The organism is Bacillus cereus group sp. Bce041, from assembly GCF_052646455.1.
The window spans coordinates 313,002-333,513 of sequence record NZ_JBQXON010000006.1; the positions used below are offsets into that span (position 1 = coordinate 313,002).

Sequence of the window (20,512 nt, forward strand, 5' to 3'; positions counted from 1 at the left end):
GAGAGGGTATTTTGTGATGAAAAAAGTAAGAAAAGCGATAATCCCAGCAGCTGGATTAGGAACACGTTTTTTACCAGCAACGAAAGCAATGCCGAAAGAAATGTTACCGATAGTAGATAAACCAACGATTCAATACATTGTGGAAGAAGCAGTGAAATCGGGAATCGAAGATATTATTATTGTTACTGGTAAAACAAAGCGCTCTATCGAAGATCATTTTGATAACGCATTTGAACTAGAACAAAACTTATTAGAGAAGAAAAAATATGAGTTGCTTGAAAAAGTACAAGCTTCTTCAAAAATGGTAGATATTCATTACATCCGTCAAAAAGAGCCGAAGGGACTAGGACATGCTGTTTGGTGTGCGCGTAAATTCATTGGTGATGAGCCGTTTGCAGTGTTACTAGGTGATGATATTGTCCAAGCTGAGAAACCGTGTTTACGTCAATTAATGGATGAGTATGAAAAAACACTTTCTTCTGTTATTGGTGTACAAACTGTTCCAGAGTCGGAAACACATCGCTATGGAATTATCGATCCATTAGAACAAGAAGGTCGTCGTTACCAAGTTCGCAATTTCGTTGAGAAACCAGCGCAAGGTACAGCTCCTTCAAACTTAGCAATTATGGGCCGTTACATTTTAACGCCTGAAATCTTTATGTTCTTAGAACAGCAACATGTCGGTGCTGGTGGTGAAATTCAATTAACAGATGCAATCCAAAGCTTAAATGAAATCCAACGTGTATTTGCTTACGATTTCGAAGGAAAGCGCTACGACGTAGGTGAAAAGCTAGGATTCGTTCAAACGACAATTGAAATGGCCCTGCAACACCCAGAATTACGTGATGACATGGTTGCAATGATGAAGAAAATTTTAGAAGAACAAGCGAATCAAGAGTCTTAATATAAAAAAAGAGTTATTGCAGCAAGCTGCAATAACTCTTTTTTATTATGAAATCGTCGAATGAGAATGCTGATAAGCAGAGCGACGCACAGCATAGTATATGCGAGGTGCGATAATAGCACCGATAATTGTAAATGCAATATCTTTTACTGCAAACCACATCATAATCATCCAAGCAGCTTTATAGCTCATATTACCGCCCATAAAGAGATTGACTGCTCCGTACATGTAAGTAGTACCGATTATATAAGTTAAAATAATTCCAGTGAAAGAGGCAATTGCAAATGTAATGAAAGTTGGTCTTTCTTTTTGTTCTACTAGTTTTCCTGATACGTAAGCAACGATAATAAAGGCGATAATAAAACCACCAGTAGGATCTAAAAGTGCTCCAAATCCAGCTTTGAAGTTAGCGAAGATTGGTGCGCCGGCTAAGCCAACGAGCATATATACAGTCATGGATAAGGCACCAAGTCTACTTCCAAGAAGAAGACCTGCTAAAATTGCGAAAAATGGTTGCATAGATAATGGGATGCCTGCTACTTGTAAGAAAGGTGCCCAAGATACAATATTTGCACCGATGGCCATAAGAGCAACGAACATGGCAGCTAATGCTAAATCTAAAACATGAAATCTTCTCATAATGTTAACCTCCTGTTGTTTTTAGGTTAACATTATCGTAGCGAAAATATTTACTTGTTGTCAATCAAAATATTTTGATAAGAAGGCTTTAAATAGTCTCTTAGCAACGTATATGGAATACGAAATTGCGGAATTCCACTTGAATAGGGAGCAATCTCATATAAAGGGAAATAAATGACGAGATTGTCTGGCTCTAAAAAGAAGTGAAATTTTTTCATACTCATTACTTTTTCAGTTGCATCAGGAAAATAAATGCTTTCATTTTGTTTAATTTGTCGTACAATCTCTGCACGGATTACATCTTTATATTTATCCTTTTGTTGAAATAAATCGTCTAAGTGCAGCACCTTTTTTTCGTTTAAATCAAATGTATTTGCCTTCCACGTATAAAGACCGTGTGCTCCGCCAGTATATTGATAGTAATTCACATATAGGCTAAGAAAAGGTGGTTTGTTTAAAGAGACTTTATAATCAACATTTGCTACGTACGGATGAAAGGGTGTACTAGATCCTGCGGTCTCTTTATAATATTTTTTTGCTTCTTTTTCTAATTTGTTTTTAAATTTGTCAGTGGATTTTTTGTAGTATAAATTGAGTTTATTTTGAAATTTAGAATCAGAAAAGTTGTGAAAAGAAGGCCTATTTATTTGATATTCTATATAAGGTTTCTTACCTTTTTGCGTTACAGTCTTAACATCGATTGTCAGGTTAGATGCTTTGGCTGTTATTGCACAATTTGGTACAATAGTCAGCAAGGAGAACATAAGCAGTAATATACAAAATTTCTGTTTCATTTAGGTGAAGCCTCCTTATATAAGTGTTATAAGTAGTTTGAAAATAAATAGGTAAAATTATACATTTAATTAAAGTAAGAGAAGGGGGAAGCGATATGGCAAAAACTTTAATGGATTCACTTGGAATTGAGTTGTTAGAGATGACAGAAGATAAGGTAGTTGCTACGATGCCTGTTGATGAGCGTACGCATCAACCGTTTGGATTTTTACATGGAGGTGCATCGGTTGCATTAGCGGAAACAGTGGCAAGTGTTGGTTCATATAATTTAATTGATCAAGAAAAATGTATTTGTTTCGGATTAGAAATTAATGCAAACCACATTCGCTCAAAGAAAGATGGAATTGTAACGGCGATCGGAACACCGATACATAGAGGACAATCGACAATGGTTTGGGATGTTCGTATTATTGATGAAAATGATGATTTACTATGTATATCAAGATGTACAGTAGCAATTAAAGAAAAACGTGAAAAGTAAAAAAGAGGCGCTCTTACGAGCAGCCTCTTTTTCTTATAATTAGAACTGGATTTTCTTCTCTAAGAAACCTTTTAGTTCGCTAATTGGCATACGAACTTGTTCCATTGTGTCACGGTCACGTACTGTAACAGCTTTGTCTTCAACTGAGTCGAAGTCGTATGTGATACAGAATGGTGTACCGATTTCGTCTTGACGACGGTAACGTTTACCGATAGAACCAGTTTCATCAAAGTCTACCATGAAGTCTTTAGCTAATTCTGCGAATACTTCAGTAGCACCTTCAGATAGCTTCTTAGATAATGGTAAGATAGCTGCTTTGTATGGTGCTAAAGCAGGGTGGAAACGAAGAACTGTACGAGAATCGTTTTCTAATTGCTCTTCTTCATATGCATCACATAAGAATGCTAATGTTACGCGGTCTGCGCCTAAAGATGGCTCGATGCAGTATGGCACGTAACGCTCATTCGTTTGTGGATCAATATAGTTAAAGTCTTCGTTTGAATGTTCCATGTGACGTTTTAAGTCGAAGTCTGTACGAGATGCAACGCCCCAAAGTTCGCCCCAACCGAATGGGAATTTGAATTCAATGTCAGTTGTTGCATTACTGTAGTGAGATAACTCTTCTTCACCGTGGTCACGAAGACGCATGCTCTCTTCAGACATACCAAGTGAAAGTAACCAGTTTTTACAAGTTTCACGCCAGAATGCAAACCACTCTAAATCTTCACCAGGCTTACAGAAGAATTCAAGTTCCATTTGTTCGAATTCACGTGTACGGAATGTGAAGTTACCAGGCGTGATTTCGTTACGGAAACTCTTACCGATTTGGCCGATACCAAATGGAAGCTTTTTACGCATAGAGCGTTGAACGTTTTTGAAGTTTACGAAAATACCTTGTGCTGTTTCAGGACGAAGGAAGATTTCGTTTGTGCTAGACTCTGTAACACCTTGGAATGTTTTGAACATTAAGTTGAACTGACGGATTTCAGTGAATTCTTCACTACCGCAATCAGGACATTTTACTTCATGTTCTTTCATTAAGTCAGCCATTTGGTCGAAAGTAAGACCGTCAACAACCATTTCGATGCCTTTTGCATCTAAAGCATCCTCAATTAATTTGTCAGCACGGTGACGAGCTTTACATTTTTTACAGTCAATCATTGGATCGTTGAAGTTACCAACGTGACCAGAAGCGATCCAAGTTTTAGGGTTCATTAAAATAGCTGCGTCTAAACCAACGTTGTGTGGAGATTCTTGAATGAATTTTTTCCACCAAGCTTTTTTAACGTTATTTTTTAATTCGATTCCAAGTGGACCGTAATCCCAAGTGTTTGCAAGACCACCGTAAATTTCAGAACCAGGGAAAACAAAACCGCGATGTTTCGCTAAGTTTACAACTTGTTCCATTGAATACATAAGAAAATCCTCCTTTTGAAAGTTAACGTATTGGCGATGACATACTCTGATACTTTGGAAACGAGCAGTATATGCTAAAAAGAACATAAAAAAACGCTCATCCCAAGGCTTATTTGCCTAGGGACGAGCGTTTGCCCGCGGTTCCACCCTAGTTGATACACAAAAGGTGCATCCACTTTATCATGTATTGCTCGGGACTGCCGTTTCCTTGCGGCTTCAGGCTTTCACTATCCCTGAATCGCTTTTTATGCAAGTACTTATAAGTCCGTCATCGCTACTTATATTAATAATAATGAACATATTCTAACACGTTCTTTTTTAAATCTCAATAGAGGAACGCGTCTATCTATGATAGAGTCTCACCTATTTTTTCATTATTTATTCCGTAATTTTGCTTAATATGCTTAATTGCTTCACGCTTACTTAATGGAGCGAGCTCATTGTTTTGAACGTATTCCCAAACAACATCCGGATTTGTTTTTGCATATTCACGAAGGACCCAGCCAATCGCTTTTTGAATGAAAAATTCTTTTGAAGAATGTAGTTGTCCAATAATCCAGAAAAGAAGTTCTTCATCCATCTTTTGTTTATATTTTAGTTGGAATAAAATAGCGGCACGTTGTAACCATATGTTATCTGATGCAATCCATTTTGGAATATAGGCAGAAATTAATTCTGGATGTTTTAAAAAGATATCGCCTAAAAATGTAGGGACGATGCTATCGACAGAGTCCCACCAAGATTTTGTGACAATCAGTTCTTCTAAGAAGGGGATATGAGTTTCGTTTATATGCTTTTTATATTTTTGCATAATATCAAGTGCGGCCGCTTGGAATTCACGTTCTGGTAAGTCCCAAAGCTCACGTATGATAATTTGGAAGTTTTTTTGATCTGGGAGAGTATGTATTTGAATGATGTCTTTTAATAATTGGCGTCTTTCCGGTGTTTGAATACCTAGAAATGGGAAGTGATTTTTCATATAACGAGCCATAGGTTCTGCTTTTTCAGGATTTTGATGAGCTGTGAAATGCTCTTGTAATGCTTTTACAAATGGATGCATAAGTGTTGCTCCTCTCTTATTCTCTTTCTTCTCTTATTATACAAAGAGTTTGGATAAATTTTAAAACATAACTTGCAATGTAATGAAATATGTTGAAAGTAGAGAGGAGAGGATAAGATGGAGGATCAAGGCGTATTAGCAGGTTTCTTTGCTCTTAGTTTTGCGTTTATTCTTGTTATATTGATTTGGGCAATTATTTCATATTTGTTAACGGCTTTTGCACTTTATTCGATGGCGAAAAATGATGGTGCAACGGACGGGGTGCTTGCGTTTATTCCGTTTTTGAATAGTAAGACATGGGGTGACTTAGCGAAAGATAAATTACCAGATTTTTTGAAAGAAGAAGCAGGGTGGAAAGTATTCGGTATATACGTTGCATGTTTTATTTTTAATTTCGTACCAATTATAAGTTTACTAGCAACAGCTGTATCGATTGTATTGTCCATTTATCTTATCTACGCTATTTTAGACAGATACGGAACGAACTCTATATTATTTACGATTATTCATGTAATCACATTTTCAGTGTTCTTACCGATTCATTTATTTATCATTCGAAATGAACCGGTCAGATATAAAGAGTAGATTTTTCTTTTTTGTTGATAAGTCGATATATTTTAGATATAAGTAAAAAAGCGCCCTGATTATCAGAGCGCTTTTTTTACTACATAAGGTAGCGTAAATAAATATAAATGTGAGAAATGATTAATGAAACGATCATAATTGGGAAACCGACTTTTAGGAAGTCCATGTAACTAAATTTATGTCCTTCGCGGCTCGCGATACCTGCAACGATTACGTTAGCAGAAGCTCCGATTAATGTTCCGTTTCCGCCCAGACAAGCACCTAGTGCTAATGCCCACCATAATACATCGATTTGTGCGTCAGATGGTGATAAGCCTAGCCCAACTGCCATATCGTTAATAAGTGGAATCATTGTTGCAACGAATGGGATGTTATCAATTGTTGCAGAGGCGATACCAGATACCCATAAAATAAGGATGGATGCGTAAGAAATATCTCCGCCTGTTATACCAATTACTTTTTGAGCTAACATTTTGATAAGACCGATATCGATAAGTCCTCCAACAAGTACGAATAGCCCTGCGAAGAAGAAGATTGTTACCCACTCTACACTTGCGAATACCTCTTCAATTTCATGTTCTTTCACACCAATTAACATAAGTACAGTAGCACCAGTTAAGGCGATAATAGCGGCATCAATATGGAAAATAGAATGAGTCATGAAACCTACAATTGTAAGTCCAAGTACCGTTAAAGATTTTTTCATTAATACTGGATCTTTAATGTATTGTTTTTCATCTAAGCTCATTAATTTTTTAACTTGTACAGGATCGGCAATTAATTGTTTACGGTACATGAAGTAAAGTATTGTTGCTGTAACTGCAATAATAATAATTACGATTGGTGCTAGATTCAATAGGAAAGCATTGAAGTCTAAATGCTTATTTGCAGAACCAATCATAATGTTAGGTGGATCACCAATTAATGTTGCTGTTCCTCCAATATTTGAAAAAATAATTTCAGAAAGTAAATAAGGAACAGGATTTACTTGCAGTATGCGCGTAATAGATAAAGTAACTGGAACAACAAGAAGTACAGTTGTAACGTTATCTAAAAATGCGGAGCCAAGCGCGGTAAGTAGGGAAAGGGAAATTAAAATTTTAATTGGATTTCCTTGTGCCCCTTTTGCTGCTTTAATGGCAACGTATTGGAAAACACCTGATTTACTCGTAATGTTCACCAAAATCATCATACCGATGAGTAGCGTAATCGTTCCCCATTCAATATGTTTCGTAAAGGCGTTATGTAAATCGACGACCCCCACAATTACCATGAATGCTGCACCGAGAAGTGCGATGACAGCGCGATTAATTTTTTCAGAAATAATAATGGCATATGTAATTAAAAAGACTGCGATAGCAAAATAATACTGCCAGTTAGCGAGTTCTTGCGTTGTTTCGTGCAAAAATCTCATCTCCTTTCATTCATTTTTCTTAGTGTGTCAAATATTAACTAGATGAAACACACATAACGTCATTATAAAGTAGAAAAACTGCGGATGTAAATGAAAGGAGAGATTTTGTCATATTTTCTGCATAGGTCATTTTTTCTTATTTTTTAAAATATTTGTGGGCATTTGACATATATATAAGATACATCCAATCTGAATATTTAAAATGGAATTAGCATTCGAGCTTGTTCGTGTAGGAGTGTCAAATAGAAAGGAATGACAAAAATGATAAGGAAGGGATCGTATGGATGAACAACGATTTTTATTTTTAGACTTTGAGTTTACGATGCCCCAGCATAGAAAGAAACCGAAAGGATTTTTTCCAGAGATTATTGAGGTAGGACTCGTTTCAGTTGCTGGCTGTAAGGTAGAAGATACGTATTCATCACATGTCAGGCCGAAAACATTTCCTTCTTTAACGGATCGATGTAAGAAGTTTTTAGGAATAAAACAAGAAGTCGTGGATAAAGGGATTTCATTTCCTGAACTCGTTAAGAAGCTTGCAGAATACGAAACGAAATGTAAACCGACAATTGTAACGTGGGGAAATATGGATATGAAAGTGCTGAAACATAATTGTGAAATGGCAGGGATAGCTTTTCCATTCTTCGGACAGTGTCGTGATTTATCGCTTGAGTATAAGAAGTTTTTTGGAGAAAGAAATCAAACAGGATTATGGAAAGCAATTGAGGCGTATGGAAAAGTAGGGACAGGGAAGCATCATTGTGCGCTTGATGATGCGATGACGACGTACAATATTTTTAAACTAGTAGAAAAAGATAAAGAGTATTTAGTAAAGCCAGCACCTCCAACATTAGGAGAACTTGTTGATTTTTCAAAAGTGTTAAAGAAAGTGAGCACACAGTAACGACCAAATTGCACATTATGTAATTTGGTCGTTTTGTTTTTTAGAGTTTGTAGTCTTTCTTTAACTGTTGTAATGTTTCTAGACTACGCTCTGCAAAAGGTGAATCATCTTCAGAAAATGAATTCATTTGAGTTTCTAATGCTAATTTTAGTGACTCGGTATAATTCGGAATTTCTCCTTCATATTTTTTCACCATTTGCTCTGGAATGTTCGTCTGTTCACGGAAAGCTAAAGCGCGTCTTTCATGGAAAAATGGTACGTCAGCTTGTTTTACGTTATGTAAGTCACCTTGCACCGGATGTTTTAAAACAGCTAATACTTTTACGACGTAACTGCCAGGGCGGCTATTTGTAACTTCGCCGATGTATTTTCCTGTTTTATAAATACCAGTAACGATTTCGCCAATTTCAAATGTTTCTCTCATATTTTTCACCTCAAGTTTATAGTAAGGAAAGTAGGAGAAGGAGTCAAAGAAATCATTTGCTTTCAGAACGCCCCTTGAGAATATGGATAGGTTCCACTATAATTTAAAATGATATAACAGAAAATTCTGATGTTTTATAAATCCTATAATAAGGAGTGTTCTATATGATGCCTTTATATTTTCCGGAAGATAAAACAGAATATATTATTCCAGGGATTGTTTGCGTTCTATTTATTATCGGTGCTATTGCCACGTGGCGTATGTTTATTCGTGTATCAAAAAGAGAAGCAGAGCGATTGCAGAAAGTTGAAGAAAAACTATTAGCTGAAAAGAAACAGTAATGCATTTTTGTATGTTTCCCTCTATGCTCGGACAATCTAAGGGCAGAATATATTTTGGAGGGAATAAAATGAAGAAACGGCTTTTTTTCAGTTGTTGTTTATTATTTCTGATGGCAGGTTGTGACCAAGGAAAGCCGAAAGAAATTGAAGTGAAATTACATAATGCTTCAGGAGATGAAGTAGGGACTGCGAAAGTAGTGCAGCAAACAAGTGGCGTGAAAATTACGATTAAAGGAGAAGGTTTCACGCCAGGACCACACGGACTACATGTACATGAAATTGGAGAGTGTAAGGCACCTCGTTTTGAATCATCCGGGAATCATTTTAATCCTGATGATAAAAAACATGGTCTTCTTAATCCGAAGGGTGCAGAAAACGGTGATTTACCGAACGTAGTTGCAGATGGTTCTGGAAAGATTAAAGCGGAAATCGATGCACCTCACATCACACTTGAAGAAGGAAAAACGACGATTCATAGAAAAGATGGAGCGTCTATTATTATTACAGAAAACCCTGATGATGGTATGACTCAACCGACAGGTAAATCAGGGGATCGAATTGCTTGTGGCGTAATTGTAAAAAAAGCATCGGATATGAAGAAAAAGTAAAAGCTACCGTGAATGGTAGCTTTCTTTGTGAAATGTAATTGAAAATATATCAGCGATTATTGGAATATATCGACTGTAACTCAAATTATATCGGCGATTATTGGAATATATCGACCGTAACTTGAAATATATCGACTTACCGACAAAATATTACAAAGGAGTCTGTCCAAGAATGATTAGGGGGACAGACTCCTTTCTTATTATGAAAACGTATGACGCAGTCTGTTTAAAATTTCTTCTAAAACAGATCGTGGACAGCCGATATTAATTCGAATATGTTCTTCGCCACCTAACCCGTATTTCTCACCAGGTTCAACAATGATTTTTCCTTTTTCCTCAAGTAATGCAGTACGCTCGTTTTGAGAAAGCTTTAGACGAGAACAATCAATCCATAATAAAAAGCTACCTTCTGGCTTCGTTACGGAAAGAGCAGGTATGTGAGTTTTAATATATTCACAAGCAAATTGAGCATTATCTTCTATATATAATCGAATTTCGTTTAGCCAATCATTACATTCTGTATAGGCACTTTGCATCGCTGTATAAGCGAAGATATTTAATCCGTGGAAGCCTTGTCTATATTGGATAGATGTAAAGGCTTGACGGAGTTTTTCATTTGGAATGATAATAATCGATGCTTGTAATCCAGCGATATTAAATGTTTTACTTGGAGCCATACAAGTAATCGTGCGAGCTGCTAATTCTTCAGATAAAGAAGCGAACGGTGTATGTCTATGATCTGCGTAAATAATATCGGAATGAATTTCATCCGCCACAACGATTACGTTATATTTAGTACATAACGATCCGAGCTGCAAAAGTTCCTCTTTCGTCCAAACGCGCCCGATTGGGTTATGAGGGCTACAAAGAAGCATGAGTTTGATTCCTTGCTGAAACTGCTTTTCTAAATGCTTGAAGTCTATCACATATGTATCATTTTGTTTCTGTAATGGACTCACGTATAACTGTCTGTTGTTTGTTGTGACCATTTCGAAAAATGGAGGATAAATAGGTGGTTGTACGAGAACGGATTCGTTTTCTTTTGTGAAAGCCTGTATGCTCGTACTAAGAGCTGGAACGATTCCGGCGCTAAAGACAATCCATTCTTTTTGAATATCCCAGTCGTATTGTTGTTTTGTCCAGTTACAAATAATATTCCCAATATTTTCGGGAGGAAGTGTATAGCCAAAAATCGGATGTTCGATTCGTTGTTTTAAGGCAGTTTGAATTGGTTTTGGTACTTCAAAATCCATATCAGCAATCCAAGCATGGATAAGTTCTTCGTTTTTATATGTATCCCATTTTATACTATGCGTTCCACGTCGATTGATTGCTTTATGAAATAGTTGCATAAGTTTGCTCCCTTCTTCTGTAAAACCAATAAGTTATGAAAGTTCTCTCTCTTCTTATAGAATAGCGGATGTGATAGGATAAAGAAAAGTATTAAAAAGTGAAAAGGCGGGAAGCGAATGGGTACATATGAAAAGATGATAGAGGTTGTGAAGAATTGGGATCCGTTTCAAATGGGACCGGAGTTTTATGAAACAGAAGCGAGCGATGTCGTGAACGTCATAAGTGTGTTTGACGATCCAAAATACATCGCAAAGAAGATTCAACATATATACTTTATGTCTTTTGAGGAAGTACCTGCGCTTGAAAAATGTGAGAAATTAGCTATGGAATTACTTGTAATAAAAGAAGGTGGAAGCTGTTCATTATAGGCTGTCGGAATTTCCGACAGCCTTTTTTATATTATCCCGCTATTTTCCGGGCAGTAAGACCCCGACCTCAAAATTCAGCGGAAGCAAAGAAGTTAGGTGGGGACTGATTAAAGTTTCATTTTATTGCGCGGAAAAAGCGATAATTTCTTCATAAACATGTTCAGGCTTTTCTTCAGGTAGTAAATGTCCTGTATTTTCATAAGAAATAAATTTTGAATTCGGTAAATCTTTGTGTAGACGATGACCTACATGTACAGGGACGACGCGGTCTTTTTCACCCCAAATGAGTAGGATAGGTGTTTCGATTTTTTGTAATTCAGTTGAAGATAAGTCACCTTCACGGTCTCGTATCATGCGAGTTAAAGCGGGAAATATACGGTTGTCATAAAAAGGAGCGGAGTAACCTTTTTTCATTTCATCGTCAATTAATGAGTGATCATGAACGACATTCATTAAGTTATGAACAATGCCGCGCCGTATAATCCAGTTCTTTACGTATAAATGAAAGAACGGTAAATAAGAAGAGTATAGTAAAGGTAAGGTTGCGCGCGCTAAATAGCTCGAGCTACATAGTAAAATCGTCTTTGAAATGAGTTCAGGACGTATACGGTTTACATAGAGAGAAATTTGCCCACCCATAGAATGCCCAACTAATACAATGTTTGAGAGAGATAAATGTTCAATTAAATCAATAATAATCGTTGCTAAATTGTGATAAGAATACTTAAACAGATGAGACTTATCACTTTTTCCGAACGGTGGTAAATCAAGAGCAATGACTGTTCCTTCCTTCGCTAGTAAAGGAATGAGACGGCGGTAACTGAATGAGGAAGATAAAAAGCCGTGAACGAGTACGAAAGTAGGGCGTTCTGTTTTATTATCATGTTCATACAATTCGTAATGAACAGTAGTGCCGCGAGTGGAAAAAGTGAAATAAGGACAAGTATATTTATGATTCATTTTTTGTCACTCCATTGATTTTTGTTCATATCATCTCCAAGGAAGAAGAAAATATGTTAACAAAAAAAGGCAAGATGACGATGTCATCTTGCCTTTCGTTTATTCAGTATTACCCGCGCACAATATTAGGCGGTGTTTTTCCTTGTAATCCTGCAACTAAATTTTCAGCGGCGGTCATGGCCATTTGCTGACGAGTTTTTAATGTTGCAGATCCGATGTGCGGTAAAGTCACAACATTTTGTAATGATAAGAGTGGATTATCTTTTTGAATTGGCTCTTGTGTAAAAGTATCGATGCCTGCTGCAAAGATTTTCTTTTCTGTTAAAGCATGGATTAACGCTTCTTCATCTACTGTTTTCCCCCGAGAAGCATTAATGAAGATTGCTGTTTCTTTCATTAATGAAAATTCCTTTTCTCCGATAAGGTGATATGTTTCATCTGTTAATGGAGTAAGAAGAACAATAAAGTCAGACTGCTTCAGTAGCGTCTGTAAATCAAAATATGTAGCATCGAATTTTTGTTCAGCTTCTTCTTTACGACGGCGGTTATAGTAAAGAACATTCATATCAAATCCGAATTTTGCTCGTTTTGCAACGGCTTCTCCAATTCGGCCCATACCGATAATACCAATTGTGCTATGGTGTACATCTAGTCCGAAGTGTTCTTTTCCGATTTCAGCGTTCCATTCACCATTTTTTACGTAAGAATCGAGTTCGCAAACGCGGCGCCCAGCTGATAGCATAAGGGCGAAAACGAGATCAGCTACTGTATCATCTAATACGTATGGTGTATTCGTTCCGATAACCTTTCGATTTTTCATCGCTTGTAAATCAAAATTATCGTAACCAACAGAAATGTTGCTCACTACTTTTAAGTTAGGAGCCACTGTCAGTAATTCTTCATTAATAGCAGATCCGAAATTTAATAACCCATCTTTATCTTGTATTTTCTCTAATAGAACATCACGAGGTACTTTCTCATTTTGATCCCATTTTTCATAATCACAGTGTTCTGATAAATAGTTTTCTACAAATGTCGGAACTGGTTCAGCAATATAAATTTTTGGTTTCACGGTTCCATCCCCTTTCGCTTTATCACGCATTTTTCCGCTGATTAAAGTTTCACTTTATTTTGACATAATTCAATAGAAAAATCTTCTTTTCAAACTGGAAAGGGTATTTGTATAATTTAGACACAAACGAAAAGGAAGGATGATTTATATGGTGACAGAAAAAGAATTAGAATTATTAGCTTGTCTTGAAAAGAGTAGTCGATTATCTGTAGATACATTAGCGAAGCTGTTAAATATAGAAGTAGAAGAAGTAAAGAAGATGGTTGCGAGATTAGAAAATGAAAAGATTATTGTGGATTATGTAACACATATCGATTGGACGAAAGTGAAAGAACATACAGGTTTAACGGCAATGATCGATGTGAAAGTTACGCCAAAGCACGGCGTTGGGTTTGATGCGGTTGCTGAGCAAATTTATCGTTATTCAGAAGTGAAATCCGTTTATTTAATGTCAGGGACATATGATCTTTCTATTACATTAGAAGGTAAAACGATGGGGGAAGTAGCGATGTTTGTTTCTGAGAAATTAGCAACAATTGAATCTGTCGTTTCTACAACTACTCATTTCATTTTGAAGAAGTATAAACATGAGGGCGTTATTTATGAAAAAAACGATGATGATAAGCGAATTGTGGTGACACCATGAAGCAATTTGAACTATCTAGATCAGCAGAATCTTTAAAACCATCTGGTATTCGAAAATTTTTTGATTTAGCAGCAAATATGAAAGGTGTTATTTCCCTCGGGGTAGGAGAGCCGGATTTTGTTACCCCTTGGAATGTAAGGCAAGCATGTATTCGTTCTTTGGAACAAGGGTATACGTCATATACAGCAAATGCAGGATTATTGGAGCTCCGTCAAGAAATAGCAAAGTATCTAAAAAAACAATTTGCAGTATCTTATGATCCAAGTGATGAAATCATTGTTACAGTTGGAGCGAGCCAGGCGTTAGATGTAGCGATGCGTGCCATTATAAATCCTGATGATGAAGTGCTCATTGTTGAACCAAGCTTCGTTTCTTATGCACCACTTGTGACATTAGCTGGAGGAGTTCCGGTTCCTGTGGAGACTAAGCTAGAAAACGAGTTTAAAGTACAACCAGAACAAATTGAAGCAGCTATTACAGCGAAAACAAAGGCGATTTTACTTTGTTCACCAAATAACCCGACAGGTGCAATGCTAAATAAATTCGAGCTTGAAGAAATAGCAGTGATTGTTGAGAAGTACAATCTAATTGTATTATCTGATGAAATTTATGCAGAGCTTGTATACGACGAAGCATATACAAGTTTCGCGAGTATTAAAAATATGCGCGAGCATACGATTTTAATTTCAGGATTTTCAAAAGGATTTGCGATGACAGGATGGCGTCTCGGTATGATTGCAGCTCCTGTTCAGTTTTCAGAATTGATGCTCAAAATCCACCAATATTCCATGATGTGTGCACCGACGATGTCTCAGTTCGCAGCACTTGAAGCGTTACGTGCGGGGAATGATGAAGTAATTCGGATGAGAGATAGTTATAAGAAGCGTCGTAATTTTATGACGACATCTTTCAATGAAATGGGCTTAACGTGTCATGTGCCGGGCGGAGCATTTTATGTTTTCCCTTCTATATCTTCAACAGGATTATCTTCAGCGGAATTTGCAGAACAGTTATTGCTGGAAGAAAAAGTAGCTGTTGTCCCTGGTAGCGTATTTGGCGAAAGTGGTGAAGGGTTTATTCGTTGTTCTTATGCGACGTCGCTTGAACAACTTATGGAAGCAATGAAGAGAATGGAACGGTTTGTTGAAAATAAAAAAAGGACAAAACGTAATACGTTTTGTCCATAAAAGGGGGGGAATACTAGAAAGCCATGTGTTAGTAGTCTATCCCAATATTGGAGAATTATACTTCTTTAAGGGAAATTTTTCATGAATTTTGAATGAGTTCTGTCATAGTGGTATAATTTACTAATATAAGGTATGCGCATTCTAGATATTGTTATCTAGAATGCGTACTAACCAATCGGATATTTAAAATAAATATATCTGCTTTGCTCTCTATAATTGTAGAGAGAATGGTAAACGTATGGGAGTGTTTCATATGTCAGAACAATATACAACAGGAGTGGTTGTAACAGGGAAAGTGACTGGAATTCAAGATTACGGTGCGTTTGTAGCGTTAGATGCAGAAACACAAGGACTTGTGCATATATCTGAAATTACAAATGGATATGTAAAGGATATTCATGACTTTTTAAAGGTCGGCGATACAGTAGAAGTAAAGGTACTTTCAATTGATGAAGAGCACAGAAAAATGAGTTTATCGTTAAAAGCGGCGAAAAGAAAACAAGGAAGGATTCTTATACCGAACCCATCTGAAAACGGATTTAATACGCTGCGAGAAAAGTTGGCAGAATGGATTGAAGAGTCCGAGTTAACAAAGTAAAAGAGGAACGCATATGAGCGTTCCTCTTTTACTTTATCTTATGATATATATTTGCAAATATGATTGCATGCAATCATATTCGTATGTCGGAGGTGAAAGGACATACTGATTATCGAATTTCGTTTGTTTCTGGGTGCGTACCAAGATTTTCAGATGGTTTAAACAGTAAACCAAGGTTGATAAGCCCAGATATACCAACGATGCCGTAAATAATACGTGCAAGAGCTGAATTTTGTCCACCGAAAATGGCTGCTACTAAGTCAAACTGGAAAAAACCGATTAGTCCCCAGTTCACAGCGCCAATTACAGTAAAGACTAATGCGATACGTTGCAAAGTACTCATGAAAAAGCCCCCCTTAATTGTGAAGCATGAGCAAGCGATGAGTTAATTAACTCTTTTATAGAATGGGGTAGTTATGTTGTTTTTATACATAAAAAATGTTTGGAAAGGGATGTATATACATCTATACCGAAAAATGCGAATTTTTATGCAAAAAATGAACTTTTTCTAAAAAATATATATTGGTTACGTTTACAATTGCCTAATCGCTTGATTTACAACTTCAGTTTCGCTAAAGTGAATACAGAAATACATATCCATAATTGGAGGGAAAAAGATGAGTACACATGTAACGTTCGACTATTCTAAAGCGTTATCCTTCATCGGTGAACATGAAATCACTTATTTACGTGATGCAGTGAAAGTAACACATCACGCAATCCACGAAAAAACTGGAGCTGGGAACGATTTCCTTGGGTGGGTAGACCTTCCGCTTCAATATGACAAAGAAGAATTCGCTCGCATTCAAAAATGCGCAGAAAAAATTAAAAATGACTCTGACATTTTACTTGTTGTAGGTATTGGTGGTTCTTACCTAGGAGCACGCGCAGCAATCGAAATGTTAAACCATTCTTTCTACAACACGCTTTCTAAAGAACAACGTAAAACTCCACAAGTGCTATTTGTTGGACAAAACATTAGCTCCACTTACATGAAAGATTTAATGGACGTATTAGAAGGTAAAGACTTCTCTATTAACGTTATTTCCAAATCAGGTACAACAACAGAGCCGGCACTAGCATTCCGTATCTTCCGTAAGTTATTAGAAGAAAAGTATGGAAAAGAAGAAGCTCGCAAACGTATTTATGCAACTACAGATAAAGCGCGTGGTGCATTAAAAACATTAGCTGATAACGAAGGTTACGAAACATTTGTTATTCCAGATGATGTTGGAGGTCGTTTCTCTGTATTAACGCCAGTTGGTTTATTACCAATCGCAGTAAGTGGCTTAAATATTGAAGAGATGATGAAAGGTGCAGCTGCTGGTCATGATGACTTCGGAACATCAGAACTAGAAGAAAATCCAGCTTACCAATACGCAGTAGTTCGTAACGCTTTATACAATAAAGGAAAAACAATTGAAATGCTTGTTAACTATGAGCCAGCACTTCAATACTTCGCTGAGTGGTGGAAACAGTTATTTGGTGAAAGTGAAGGAAAAGATCAAAAAGGTATTTTCCCATCTTCAGCAAACTTCTCAACTGATTTACACTCATTAGGTCAATACGTTCAAGAAGGGCGTCGTGACTTATTTGAAACAGTTCTTAAAGTAGGTAAATCTACACATGAACTAACAATCGAATCAGAAGAAAACGATTTAGACGGATTAAACTACCTTGCTGGTGAAACTGTAGACTTCGTAAACACAAAAGCATACGAAGGTACATTACTTGCACATAGCGACGGGGGAGTACCAAACTTAATCGTAAATATTCCTGAATTAAATGAGTACACATTCGGTTACCTTGTATACTTCTTCGAAAAAGCATGTGCGATGAGCGGCTACTTATTAGGCGTGAATCCATTTGACCAACCTGGAGTAGAAGCATACAAGAAAAACATGTTTGCTTTACTTGGTAAACCAGGATTTGAAGAATTAAAAGCAGAATTAGAAGAGCGTTTAAAATAATAAAAAGCGACCGGATTCCGGTCGCTTTTTATTATTTTATCGAAAAGTCCATCAGTATATTCAAACTAAAGTGGGTATGCTAAAGGAAAAGTCTAGGAGGGATGGGCTTGATTCCGATTCAATCAAATTTAGAAGGACGTACATATGCGTTATATAAGTTAGAAGAGATTATGAAACCACTTGGATATAGCATTGGTGGTAATTGGGATTATGATAAAGGATGCTTCGATTACAAAATTGATGAAGAAGATGGGTATCAATTTTTACGAGTTCCATTTACAGCCATTGATGGAGAACTAGATGTACCAGGCGTAATAGTTCGTCTTGGAACGCCGTATATTCTTTCGCACGTATATCAAGACGAACTAGATGATAATGTGAATACTTTAACAGCTGGAACGAGTGGAATGGATCAATTTGCTGAGCCGAAAGATCCAGATGGAGATGTGAAAAGAAAATATATCAATATTGGGAAAGTGCTCATGCAAGAATTAGAGCGTCATTTTACTAATGGTGAATAACAATGAGTATGTCGCTTTCAATGAGAACAAAGGAATGAACTGGATTAATCATATATTGTTCGTCGCGCTTTATACCTAGTAAGAGAATGTTTTGCTTTAAAAGAGTATAGCTACAATTGGCAAAAGTTTGTCCGGTGCAGGACGATGGAAGCTCCATCAGTTGTAATTTATTATCAGAGATTTCGTCGTAAAGTGAAAATAGTACACCTGAAATGGAAGGGAATAAAAGAGAAGCGGTAAATACATAGCTCGTTAATTTATTTCCTTCTATAATTTCTGACACGCCAGCTCTCGTTGCATTTTGTATTTGTTCAGAAGTAAGAAGTTCAGCGATGCAGTGAATGTTTGGGTTGAGCCCTTTTGCAGTTAAAATATTTAAAATGGACTGTGTATCCGCTAAGCTTTCGTTTTTTTCTTTATCAGCTGTTATTAATATGGTGTGTGCCGTTGCAATATTGGCCTTTAATAAAGTTTGATCGTGATGCGGACAACCTTTTATAAATTCTAAATGATGAAATGGTTTTGGGAGTAAAGAAAGTGTTTCATCAATTAAAACGATATCAAGGTTTGGTTGTAATACGTGCATTTGCTTTACAACATGTTTTGCGCGCTCATTCCAGCCAACGATAATCATATGACCGTTAGAAGTAGCGGCTTCTTCACCTTTAATTTTCATATATTGTTTATTAATCATTTCAGTAGCAAACAGCACCATATAATAAGAACAAAAGCCAGTTCCTAATAAAATAATACTTATACCTATTAGTTTTCCTATCTTCGTATGGGGAGAAAAGTCTCCATATCCAACTGTAAAAATGGTAACGATTGACCACCAAATTCCGTCAAACCATGTAGTGAAATGAAAAGGTTCTAATCTATGTATAAGAAAACCGGAAAAAGCAGTCAGTACAATAATAAAACAAATTAAACGAAAAATAATGGAATCACGAAATGTATCTACTAAATTCGGACGGGATTTCAATTGCCTATTCCTCCTTACTTTGTAGGACTACATTCATTGTTGCCATTATAGAAAAAAGAAAAACTCTCTAATTAAAGAGAGTTTGTTTTATGTTACATACTTTCTACTTCAGTTTGTTGGACATTTTCAAGATGCTGGAGAGCATAGTAAACATCAGCAGTATGTCTTTTTTGATCAATGGATAGTTTAAGATGTAAATAGTGAGAACCGTTTTCTAATGTTTTAAGCTTCATATTCTTAACTTTTATATCCATTTCTTTTATTTCTTCAATTACGATTGGGATATTGTCCATATTTCGTACAACAAGTTTCACAGCGATATCACGTTGACGAAATGATCTAGGGCCTACATATTTCATCGCGAGTGGTATAAGTTCGACACTAATCATAAGGAAACACATTCCGAATATCGCTTCAATATAGAATCCGGCCCCAACAGCAATACCAATACCAGAAGCACCCCAGATCATAGCGGCAGTCGTGAGCCCTGCAATGCTATCGTTGCCTCTTCTTAAAATTACGCCAGCACCTAAAAAACCAATTCCTGATACAATTTGAGCGGCAAGTCGAAGTGGATCCATATTCATATGTTCGGTATGTGGTAAGTTATAAGCTGCTTTAATAGAAACAATCGTTAGGAGGCAACTAATAATAGAAATAACTAAACACGTTTTTAAACCAAGTGGTTTCCGTTTTAATTCGCGTTCTAAACCAATGGCAAATCCTAAAATAGCCGAGAGACCTAGTTTGATTAATAAATCGGTATAGTCCATATATATTCCTCCTTGTATGATATGCTATATGAATAAAACGTTTATTATAGAAAGAAACGTCTTTTGATAGAGTAACTTTATATAAAATATATGTAGGAATTGCTCATACATGAAAGAGATATTTCGTTTAAGTATATGATATAAAAAAAGAAATGTGGGCAGTTTTAAAAAAAGTTTATAAAAGGTGTTGCATTTCATTTTTCACCATGATATATTAATAACCGTCGCTGATGCGGAAACGCAGAAAACGACAAAAAAGAAATTGAAAAACTTAGTTGACATCGAAAAACGAAGATGTTAACATAAGGGAGTCGCAAATGAGCGACCAAGTAGTTCTTTGAAAACTGAACGAAACAAACAACGTGAAACGTCAATTTTTATTTTAGATGCTAGACAAACTAAGTTTATTGGAGAGTTTGATCCTGGCTCAGGATGAACGCTGGCGGCGTGCCTAATACATGCAAGTCGAGCGAATGGATTAAGAGCTTGCTCTTATGAAGTTAGCGGCGGACGG

The 20,512-nt window shown here is 36.5% G+C and carries 24 protein-coding genes and 1 rRNA gene; 13 read left to right on the forward strand and 12 right to left on the reverse strand.

Annotated elements, in window-relative coordinates; all coding sequences use genetic code 11:
• The first annotated feature begins 16 nt into the window (after window positions 1–16).
• The gene (gene galU, locus ACUN13_RS20880) at window positions 17–904 is read left to right on the forward strand and encodes a UTP--glucose-1-phosphate uridylyltransferase GalU (RefSeq protein WP_002097988.1); all 888 of its coding nucleotides are present in this window, start codon (window positions 17–19) and stop codon (window positions 902–904) included.
• 45 nt (window positions 905–949) lie between these two features.
• Here galU and ACUN13_RS20885 read toward each other — a convergent pair whose 3' ends face one another.
• A complete protein-coding gene (locus ACUN13_RS20885) occupies window positions 950–1,543 on the reverse strand; it encodes a biotin transporter BioY (RefSeq protein ID WP_001252150.1) in 594 nt (197 codons plus the stop codon).
• A gap of 50 nt (window positions 1,544–1,593) precedes the next feature.
• Complete coding sequence (locus ACUN13_RS20890) at window positions 1,594–2,337, reverse strand: DUF3298 and DUF4163 domain-containing protein (protein WP_000810326.1); 744 nt, start codon at window positions 2,335–2,337, stop codon at window positions 1,594–1,596.
• Window positions 2,338–2,432: 95 nt separating this feature from the next.
• On the opposite strand from ACUN13_RS20890, the gene ACUN13_RS20895 reads away from it, so the two are divergent.
• Entirely contained in the window at window positions 2,433–2,816 is a 384-nt protein-coding gene (locus ACUN13_RS20895) for a hotdog fold thioesterase (protein ID WP_001140612.1), read from the forward strand.
• Between the two features lie 39 nt (window positions 2,817–2,855).
• On the opposite strand, the gene ACUN13_RS20900 is transcribed toward ACUN13_RS20895, so the two are convergent.
• Both ACUN13_RS20900 and ACUN13_RS20905 read right to left on the reverse strand, forming a co-directional pair.
• The gene (locus ACUN13_RS20900; protein WP_000287147.1) at window positions 2,856–4,232 is read right to left on the reverse strand and encodes a glycine--tRNA ligase; all 1,377 of its coding nucleotides are present in this window, start codon (window positions 4,230–4,232) and stop codon (window positions 2,856–2,858) included.
• A 346-nt stretch (window positions 4,233–4,578) separates the two neighbouring features.
• Window positions 4,579–5,292 (reverse strand): DNA alkylation repair protein, encoded by a 714-nt coding sequence (locus tag ACUN13_RS20905; protein ID WP_000553311.1) that lies wholly within the window; start codon window positions 5,290–5,292, stop codon window positions 4,579–4,581.
• A gap of 117 nt (window positions 5,293–5,409) precedes the next feature.
• On the opposite strand from ACUN13_RS20905, the gene ACUN13_RS20910 reads away from it, so the two are divergent.
• Window positions 5,410–5,877 carry a hypothetical protein gene (locus tag ACUN13_RS20910; protein ID WP_000390061.1) on the forward strand — a complete coding sequence of 156 codons (468 nt, stop codon included), beginning with the start codon at window positions 5,410–5,412 and terminating at the stop codon, window positions 5,875–5,877.
• A 79-nt stretch (window positions 5,878–5,956) separates the two neighbouring features.
• Here ACUN13_RS20910 and ACUN13_RS20915 read toward each other — a convergent pair whose 3' ends face one another.
• The gene (locus ACUN13_RS20915; protein ID WP_000545209.1) at window positions 5,957–7,282 is read right to left on the reverse strand and encodes an ArsB/NhaD family transporter; all 1,326 of its coding nucleotides are present in this window, start codon (window positions 7,280–7,282) and stop codon (window positions 5,957–5,959) included.
• 289 nt (window positions 7,283–7,571) lie between these two features.
• Between ACUN13_RS20915 and kapD the strand changes: the two genes are divergently transcribed.
• Complete coding sequence (gene kapD / locus ACUN13_RS20920; RefSeq protein ID WP_000344356.1) at window positions 7,572–8,195, forward strand: 3'-5' exonuclease KapD; 624 nt, start codon at window positions 7,572–7,574, stop codon at window positions 8,193–8,195.
• A 40-nt stretch (window positions 8,196–8,235) separates the two neighbouring features.
• Here the strand turns inward: kapD and ACUN13_RS20925 are convergent, their stop codons facing one another.
• A complete protein-coding gene (locus ACUN13_RS20925; RefSeq protein ID WP_445423939.1) occupies window positions 8,236–8,619 on the reverse strand; it encodes a kinase-associated lipoprotein B in 384 nt (127 codons plus the stop codon).
• A gap of 164 nt (window positions 8,620–8,783) precedes the next feature.
• On the opposite strand from ACUN13_RS20925, the gene ACUN13_RS20930 reads away from it, so the two are divergent.
• Together ACUN13_RS20930 and sodC are read left to right on the forward strand one after the other, a co-directional pair.
• Complete coding sequence (locus ACUN13_RS20930; protein WP_000982757.1) at window positions 8,784–8,960, forward strand: hypothetical protein; 177 nt, start codon at window positions 8,784–8,786, stop codon at window positions 8,958–8,960.
• A gap of 68 nt (window positions 8,961–9,028) precedes the next feature.
• Window positions 9,029–9,568, forward strand: coding sequence for a superoxide dismutase [Cu-Zn] (sodC, locus tag ACUN13_RS20935; RefSeq protein WP_000746520.1), 540 nt, complete (start codon window positions 9,029–9,031; stop codon window positions 9,566–9,568).
• A gap of 200 nt (window positions 9,569–9,768) precedes the next feature.
• Here the strand turns inward: sodC and ACUN13_RS20940 are convergent, their stop codons facing one another.
• Window positions 9,769–10,920 (reverse strand): MalY/PatB family protein, encoded by a 1,152-nt coding sequence (locus ACUN13_RS20940; protein ID WP_025686924.1) that lies wholly within the window; start codon window positions 10,918–10,920, stop codon window positions 9,769–9,771.
• Between the two features lie 117 nt (window positions 10,921–11,037).
• Between ACUN13_RS20940 and ACUN13_RS20945 the strand changes: the two genes are divergently transcribed.
• The gene (locus ACUN13_RS20945) at window positions 11,038–11,289 is read left to right on the forward strand and encodes a YugE family protein (RefSeq protein ID WP_000537638.1); all 252 of its coding nucleotides are present in this window, start codon (window positions 11,038–11,040) and stop codon (window positions 11,287–11,289) included.
• 120 nt (window positions 11,290–11,409) lie between these two features.
• Here ACUN13_RS20945 and ACUN13_RS20950 read toward each other — a convergent pair whose 3' ends face one another.
• Entirely contained in the window at window positions 11,410–12,249 is an 840-nt protein-coding gene (locus tag ACUN13_RS20950) for an alpha/beta fold hydrolase (RefSeq protein ID WP_001015860.1), read from the reverse strand.
• A 109-nt stretch (window positions 12,250–12,358) separates the two neighbouring features.
• A complete protein-coding gene (locus ACUN13_RS20955; protein WP_025686923.1) occupies window positions 12,359–13,351 on the reverse strand; it encodes a 2-hydroxyacid dehydrogenase in 993 nt (330 codons plus the stop codon).
• A gap of 118 nt (window positions 13,352–13,469) precedes the next feature.
• Here ACUN13_RS20955 and ACUN13_RS20960 point away from each other — a divergent pair, with 118 nt between their 5' ends.
• From ACUN13_RS20960 to yugI, 3 genes are all read left to right on the forward strand, one after another.
• Window positions 13,470–13,967, forward strand: coding sequence for an Lrp/AsnC family transcriptional regulator (locus ACUN13_RS20960; protein ID WP_025686922.1), 498 nt, complete (start codon window positions 13,470–13,472; stop codon window positions 13,965–13,967).
• Window positions 13,964–15,154, forward strand: coding sequence for an aminotransferase (locus tag ACUN13_RS20965; protein WP_000808536.1), 1,191 nt, complete (start codon window positions 13,964–13,966; stop codon window positions 15,152–15,154). The genes ACUN13_RS20960 and ACUN13_RS20965 overlap by 4 nt, the downstream gene beginning before the upstream one ends.
• Before the next feature lie 253 nt (window positions 15,155–15,407).
• Complete coding sequence (yugI, locus tag ACUN13_RS20970) at window positions 15,408–15,752, forward strand: S1 domain-containing post-transcriptional regulator GSP13 (RefSeq protein WP_000003764.1); 345 nt, start codon at window positions 15,408–15,410, stop codon at window positions 15,750–15,752.
• A gap of 109 nt (window positions 15,753–15,861) precedes the next feature.
• Here the strand turns inward: yugI and ACUN13_RS20975 are convergent, their stop codons facing one another.
• Window positions 15,862–16,095: a DUF378 domain-containing protein gene (locus ACUN13_RS20975; protein WP_000105788.1), complete on the reverse strand. Its 234-nt coding sequence runs from the start codon at window positions 16,093–16,095 to the stop codon at window positions 15,862–15,864.
• A 274-nt stretch (window positions 16,096–16,369) separates the two neighbouring features.
• Between ACUN13_RS20975 and ACUN13_RS20980 the strand changes: the two genes are divergently transcribed.
• Together ACUN13_RS20980 and ACUN13_RS20985 are read left to right on the forward strand one after the other, a co-directional pair.
• Window positions 16,370–17,722 carry a glucose-6-phosphate isomerase gene (locus ACUN13_RS20980; RefSeq protein WP_000103654.1) on the forward strand — a complete coding sequence of 451 codons (1,353 nt, stop codon included), beginning with the start codon at window positions 16,370–16,372 and terminating at the stop codon, window positions 17,720–17,722.
• Window positions 17,723–17,829: 107 nt separating this feature from the next.
• Window positions 17,830–18,243: a YugN-like family protein gene (locus ACUN13_RS20985; RefSeq protein ID WP_000612334.1), complete on the forward strand. Its 414-nt coding sequence runs from the start codon at window positions 17,830–17,832 to the stop codon at window positions 18,241–18,243.
• Here the strand turns inward: ACUN13_RS20985 and ACUN13_RS20990 are convergent.
• Together ACUN13_RS20990 and ACUN13_RS20995 are read right to left on the reverse strand one after the other, a co-directional pair.
• Complete coding sequence (locus tag ACUN13_RS20990) at window positions 18,230–19,225, reverse strand: potassium channel family protein (RefSeq protein ID WP_445423940.1); 996 nt, start codon at window positions 19,223–19,225, stop codon at window positions 18,230–18,232. The two genes, ACUN13_RS20985 and ACUN13_RS20990, sit on opposite strands and share 14 nt — an antisense overlap.
• Before the next feature lie 92 nt (window positions 19,226–19,317).
• Window positions 19,318–19,998, reverse strand: a complete 681-nt coding sequence (locus ACUN13_RS20995) for an MgtC/SapB family protein (RefSeq protein ID WP_060851620.1) — start codon at window positions 19,996–19,998, stop codon at window positions 19,318–19,320.
• A gap of 404 nt (window positions 19,999–20,402) precedes the next feature.
• On the opposite strand from ACUN13_RS20995, the gene ACUN13_RS21000 reads away from it, so the two are divergent.
• Window positions 20,403–20,512: ribosomal RNA gene (locus ACUN13_RS21000) — 16S ribosomal RNA — on the forward strand; the annotation flags it as partial.

What these genes read in the sequence shown, in the direction of transcription:
- ACUN13_RS20925 (WP_445423939.1), bottom strand. Translation starts at nt 8,619, where the DNA reads ATGAGAGAAACATTTGAAATTGGCGAAATCGTTACTGGTATTTATAAA.
- ACUN13_RS20975 (WP_000105788.1), bottom strand. Translation starts at nt 16,095, where the DNA reads ATGAGTACTTTGCAACGTATCGCATTAGTCTTTACTGTAATTGGCGCT.
- ACUN13_RS20940 (WP_025686924.1), bottom strand. Translation starts at nt 10,920, where the DNA reads ATGCAACTATTTCATAAAGCAATCAATCGACGTGGAACGCATAGTATA.
- yugI (WP_000003764.1), top strand. Translation starts at nt 15,408, where the DNA reads ATGTCAGAACAATATACAACAGGAGTGGTTGTAACAGGGAAAGTGACT.
- sodC (WP_000746520.1), top strand. Translation starts at nt 9,029, where the DNA reads ATGAAGAAACGGCTTTTTTTCAGTTGTTGTTTATTATTTCTGATGGCA.
- kapD (WP_000344356.1), top strand. Translation starts at nt 7,572, where the DNA reads ATGGATGAACAACGATTTTTATTTTTAGACTTTGAGTTTACGATGCCC.
- ACUN13_RS20995 (WP_060851620.1), bottom strand. Translation starts at nt 19,998, where the DNA reads ATGGACTATACCGATTTATTAATCAAACTAGGTCTCTCGGCTATTTTA.
- galU (WP_002097988.1), top strand. Translation starts at nt 17, where the DNA reads ATGAAAAAAGTAAGAAAAGCGATAATCCCAGCAGCTGGATTAGGAACA.
- ACUN13_RS20900 (WP_000287147.1), bottom strand. Translation starts at nt 4,232, where the DNA reads ATGTATTCAATGGAACAAGTTGTAAACTTAGCGAAACATCGCGGTTTT.
- ACUN13_RS20965 (WP_000808536.1), top strand. Translation starts at nt 13,964, where the DNA reads ATGAAGCAATTTGAACTATCTAGATCAGCAGAATCTTTAAAACCATCT.
- ACUN13_RS20960 (WP_025686922.1), top strand. Translation starts at nt 13,470, where the DNA reads ATGGTGACAGAAAAAGAATTAGAATTATTAGCTTGTCTTGAAAAGAGT.
- ACUN13_RS20890 (WP_000810326.1), bottom strand. Translation starts at nt 2,337, where the DNA reads ATGAAACAGAAATTTTGTATATTACTGCTTATGTTCTCCTTGCTGACT.
- ACUN13_RS20955 (WP_025686923.1), bottom strand. Translation starts at nt 13,351, where the DNA reads ATGCGTGATAAAGCGAAAGGGGATGGAACCGTGAAACCAAAAATTTAT.
- ACUN13_RS20910 (WP_000390061.1), top strand. Translation starts at nt 5,410, where the DNA reads ATGGAGGATCAAGGCGTATTAGCAGGTTTCTTTGCTCTTAGTTTTGCG.
- ACUN13_RS20945 (WP_000537638.1), top strand. Translation starts at nt 11,038, where the DNA reads ATGGGTACATATGAAAAGATGATAGAGGTTGTGAAGAATTGGGATCCG.
- ACUN13_RS20885 (WP_001252150.1), bottom strand. Translation starts at nt 1,543, where the DNA reads ATGAGAAGATTTCATGTTTTAGATTTAGCATTAGCTGCCATGTTCGTT.
- ACUN13_RS20980 (WP_000103654.1), top strand. Translation starts at nt 16,370, where the DNA reads ATGAGTACACATGTAACGTTCGACTATTCTAAAGCGTTATCCTTCATC.
- ACUN13_RS20895 (WP_001140612.1), top strand. Translation starts at nt 2,433, where the DNA reads ATGGCAAAAACTTTAATGGATTCACTTGGAATTGAGTTGTTAGAGATG.
- ACUN13_RS20950 (WP_001015860.1), bottom strand. Translation starts at nt 12,249, where the DNA reads ATGAATCATAAATATACTTGTCCTTATTTCACTTTTTCCACTCGCGGC.
- ACUN13_RS20930 (WP_000982757.1), top strand. Translation starts at nt 8,784, where the DNA reads ATGATGCCTTTATATTTTCCGGAAGATAAAACAGAATATATTATTCCA.
- ACUN13_RS20905 (WP_000553311.1), bottom strand. Translation starts at nt 5,292, where the DNA reads ATGCATCCATTTGTAAAAGCATTACAAGAGCATTTCACAGCTCATCAA.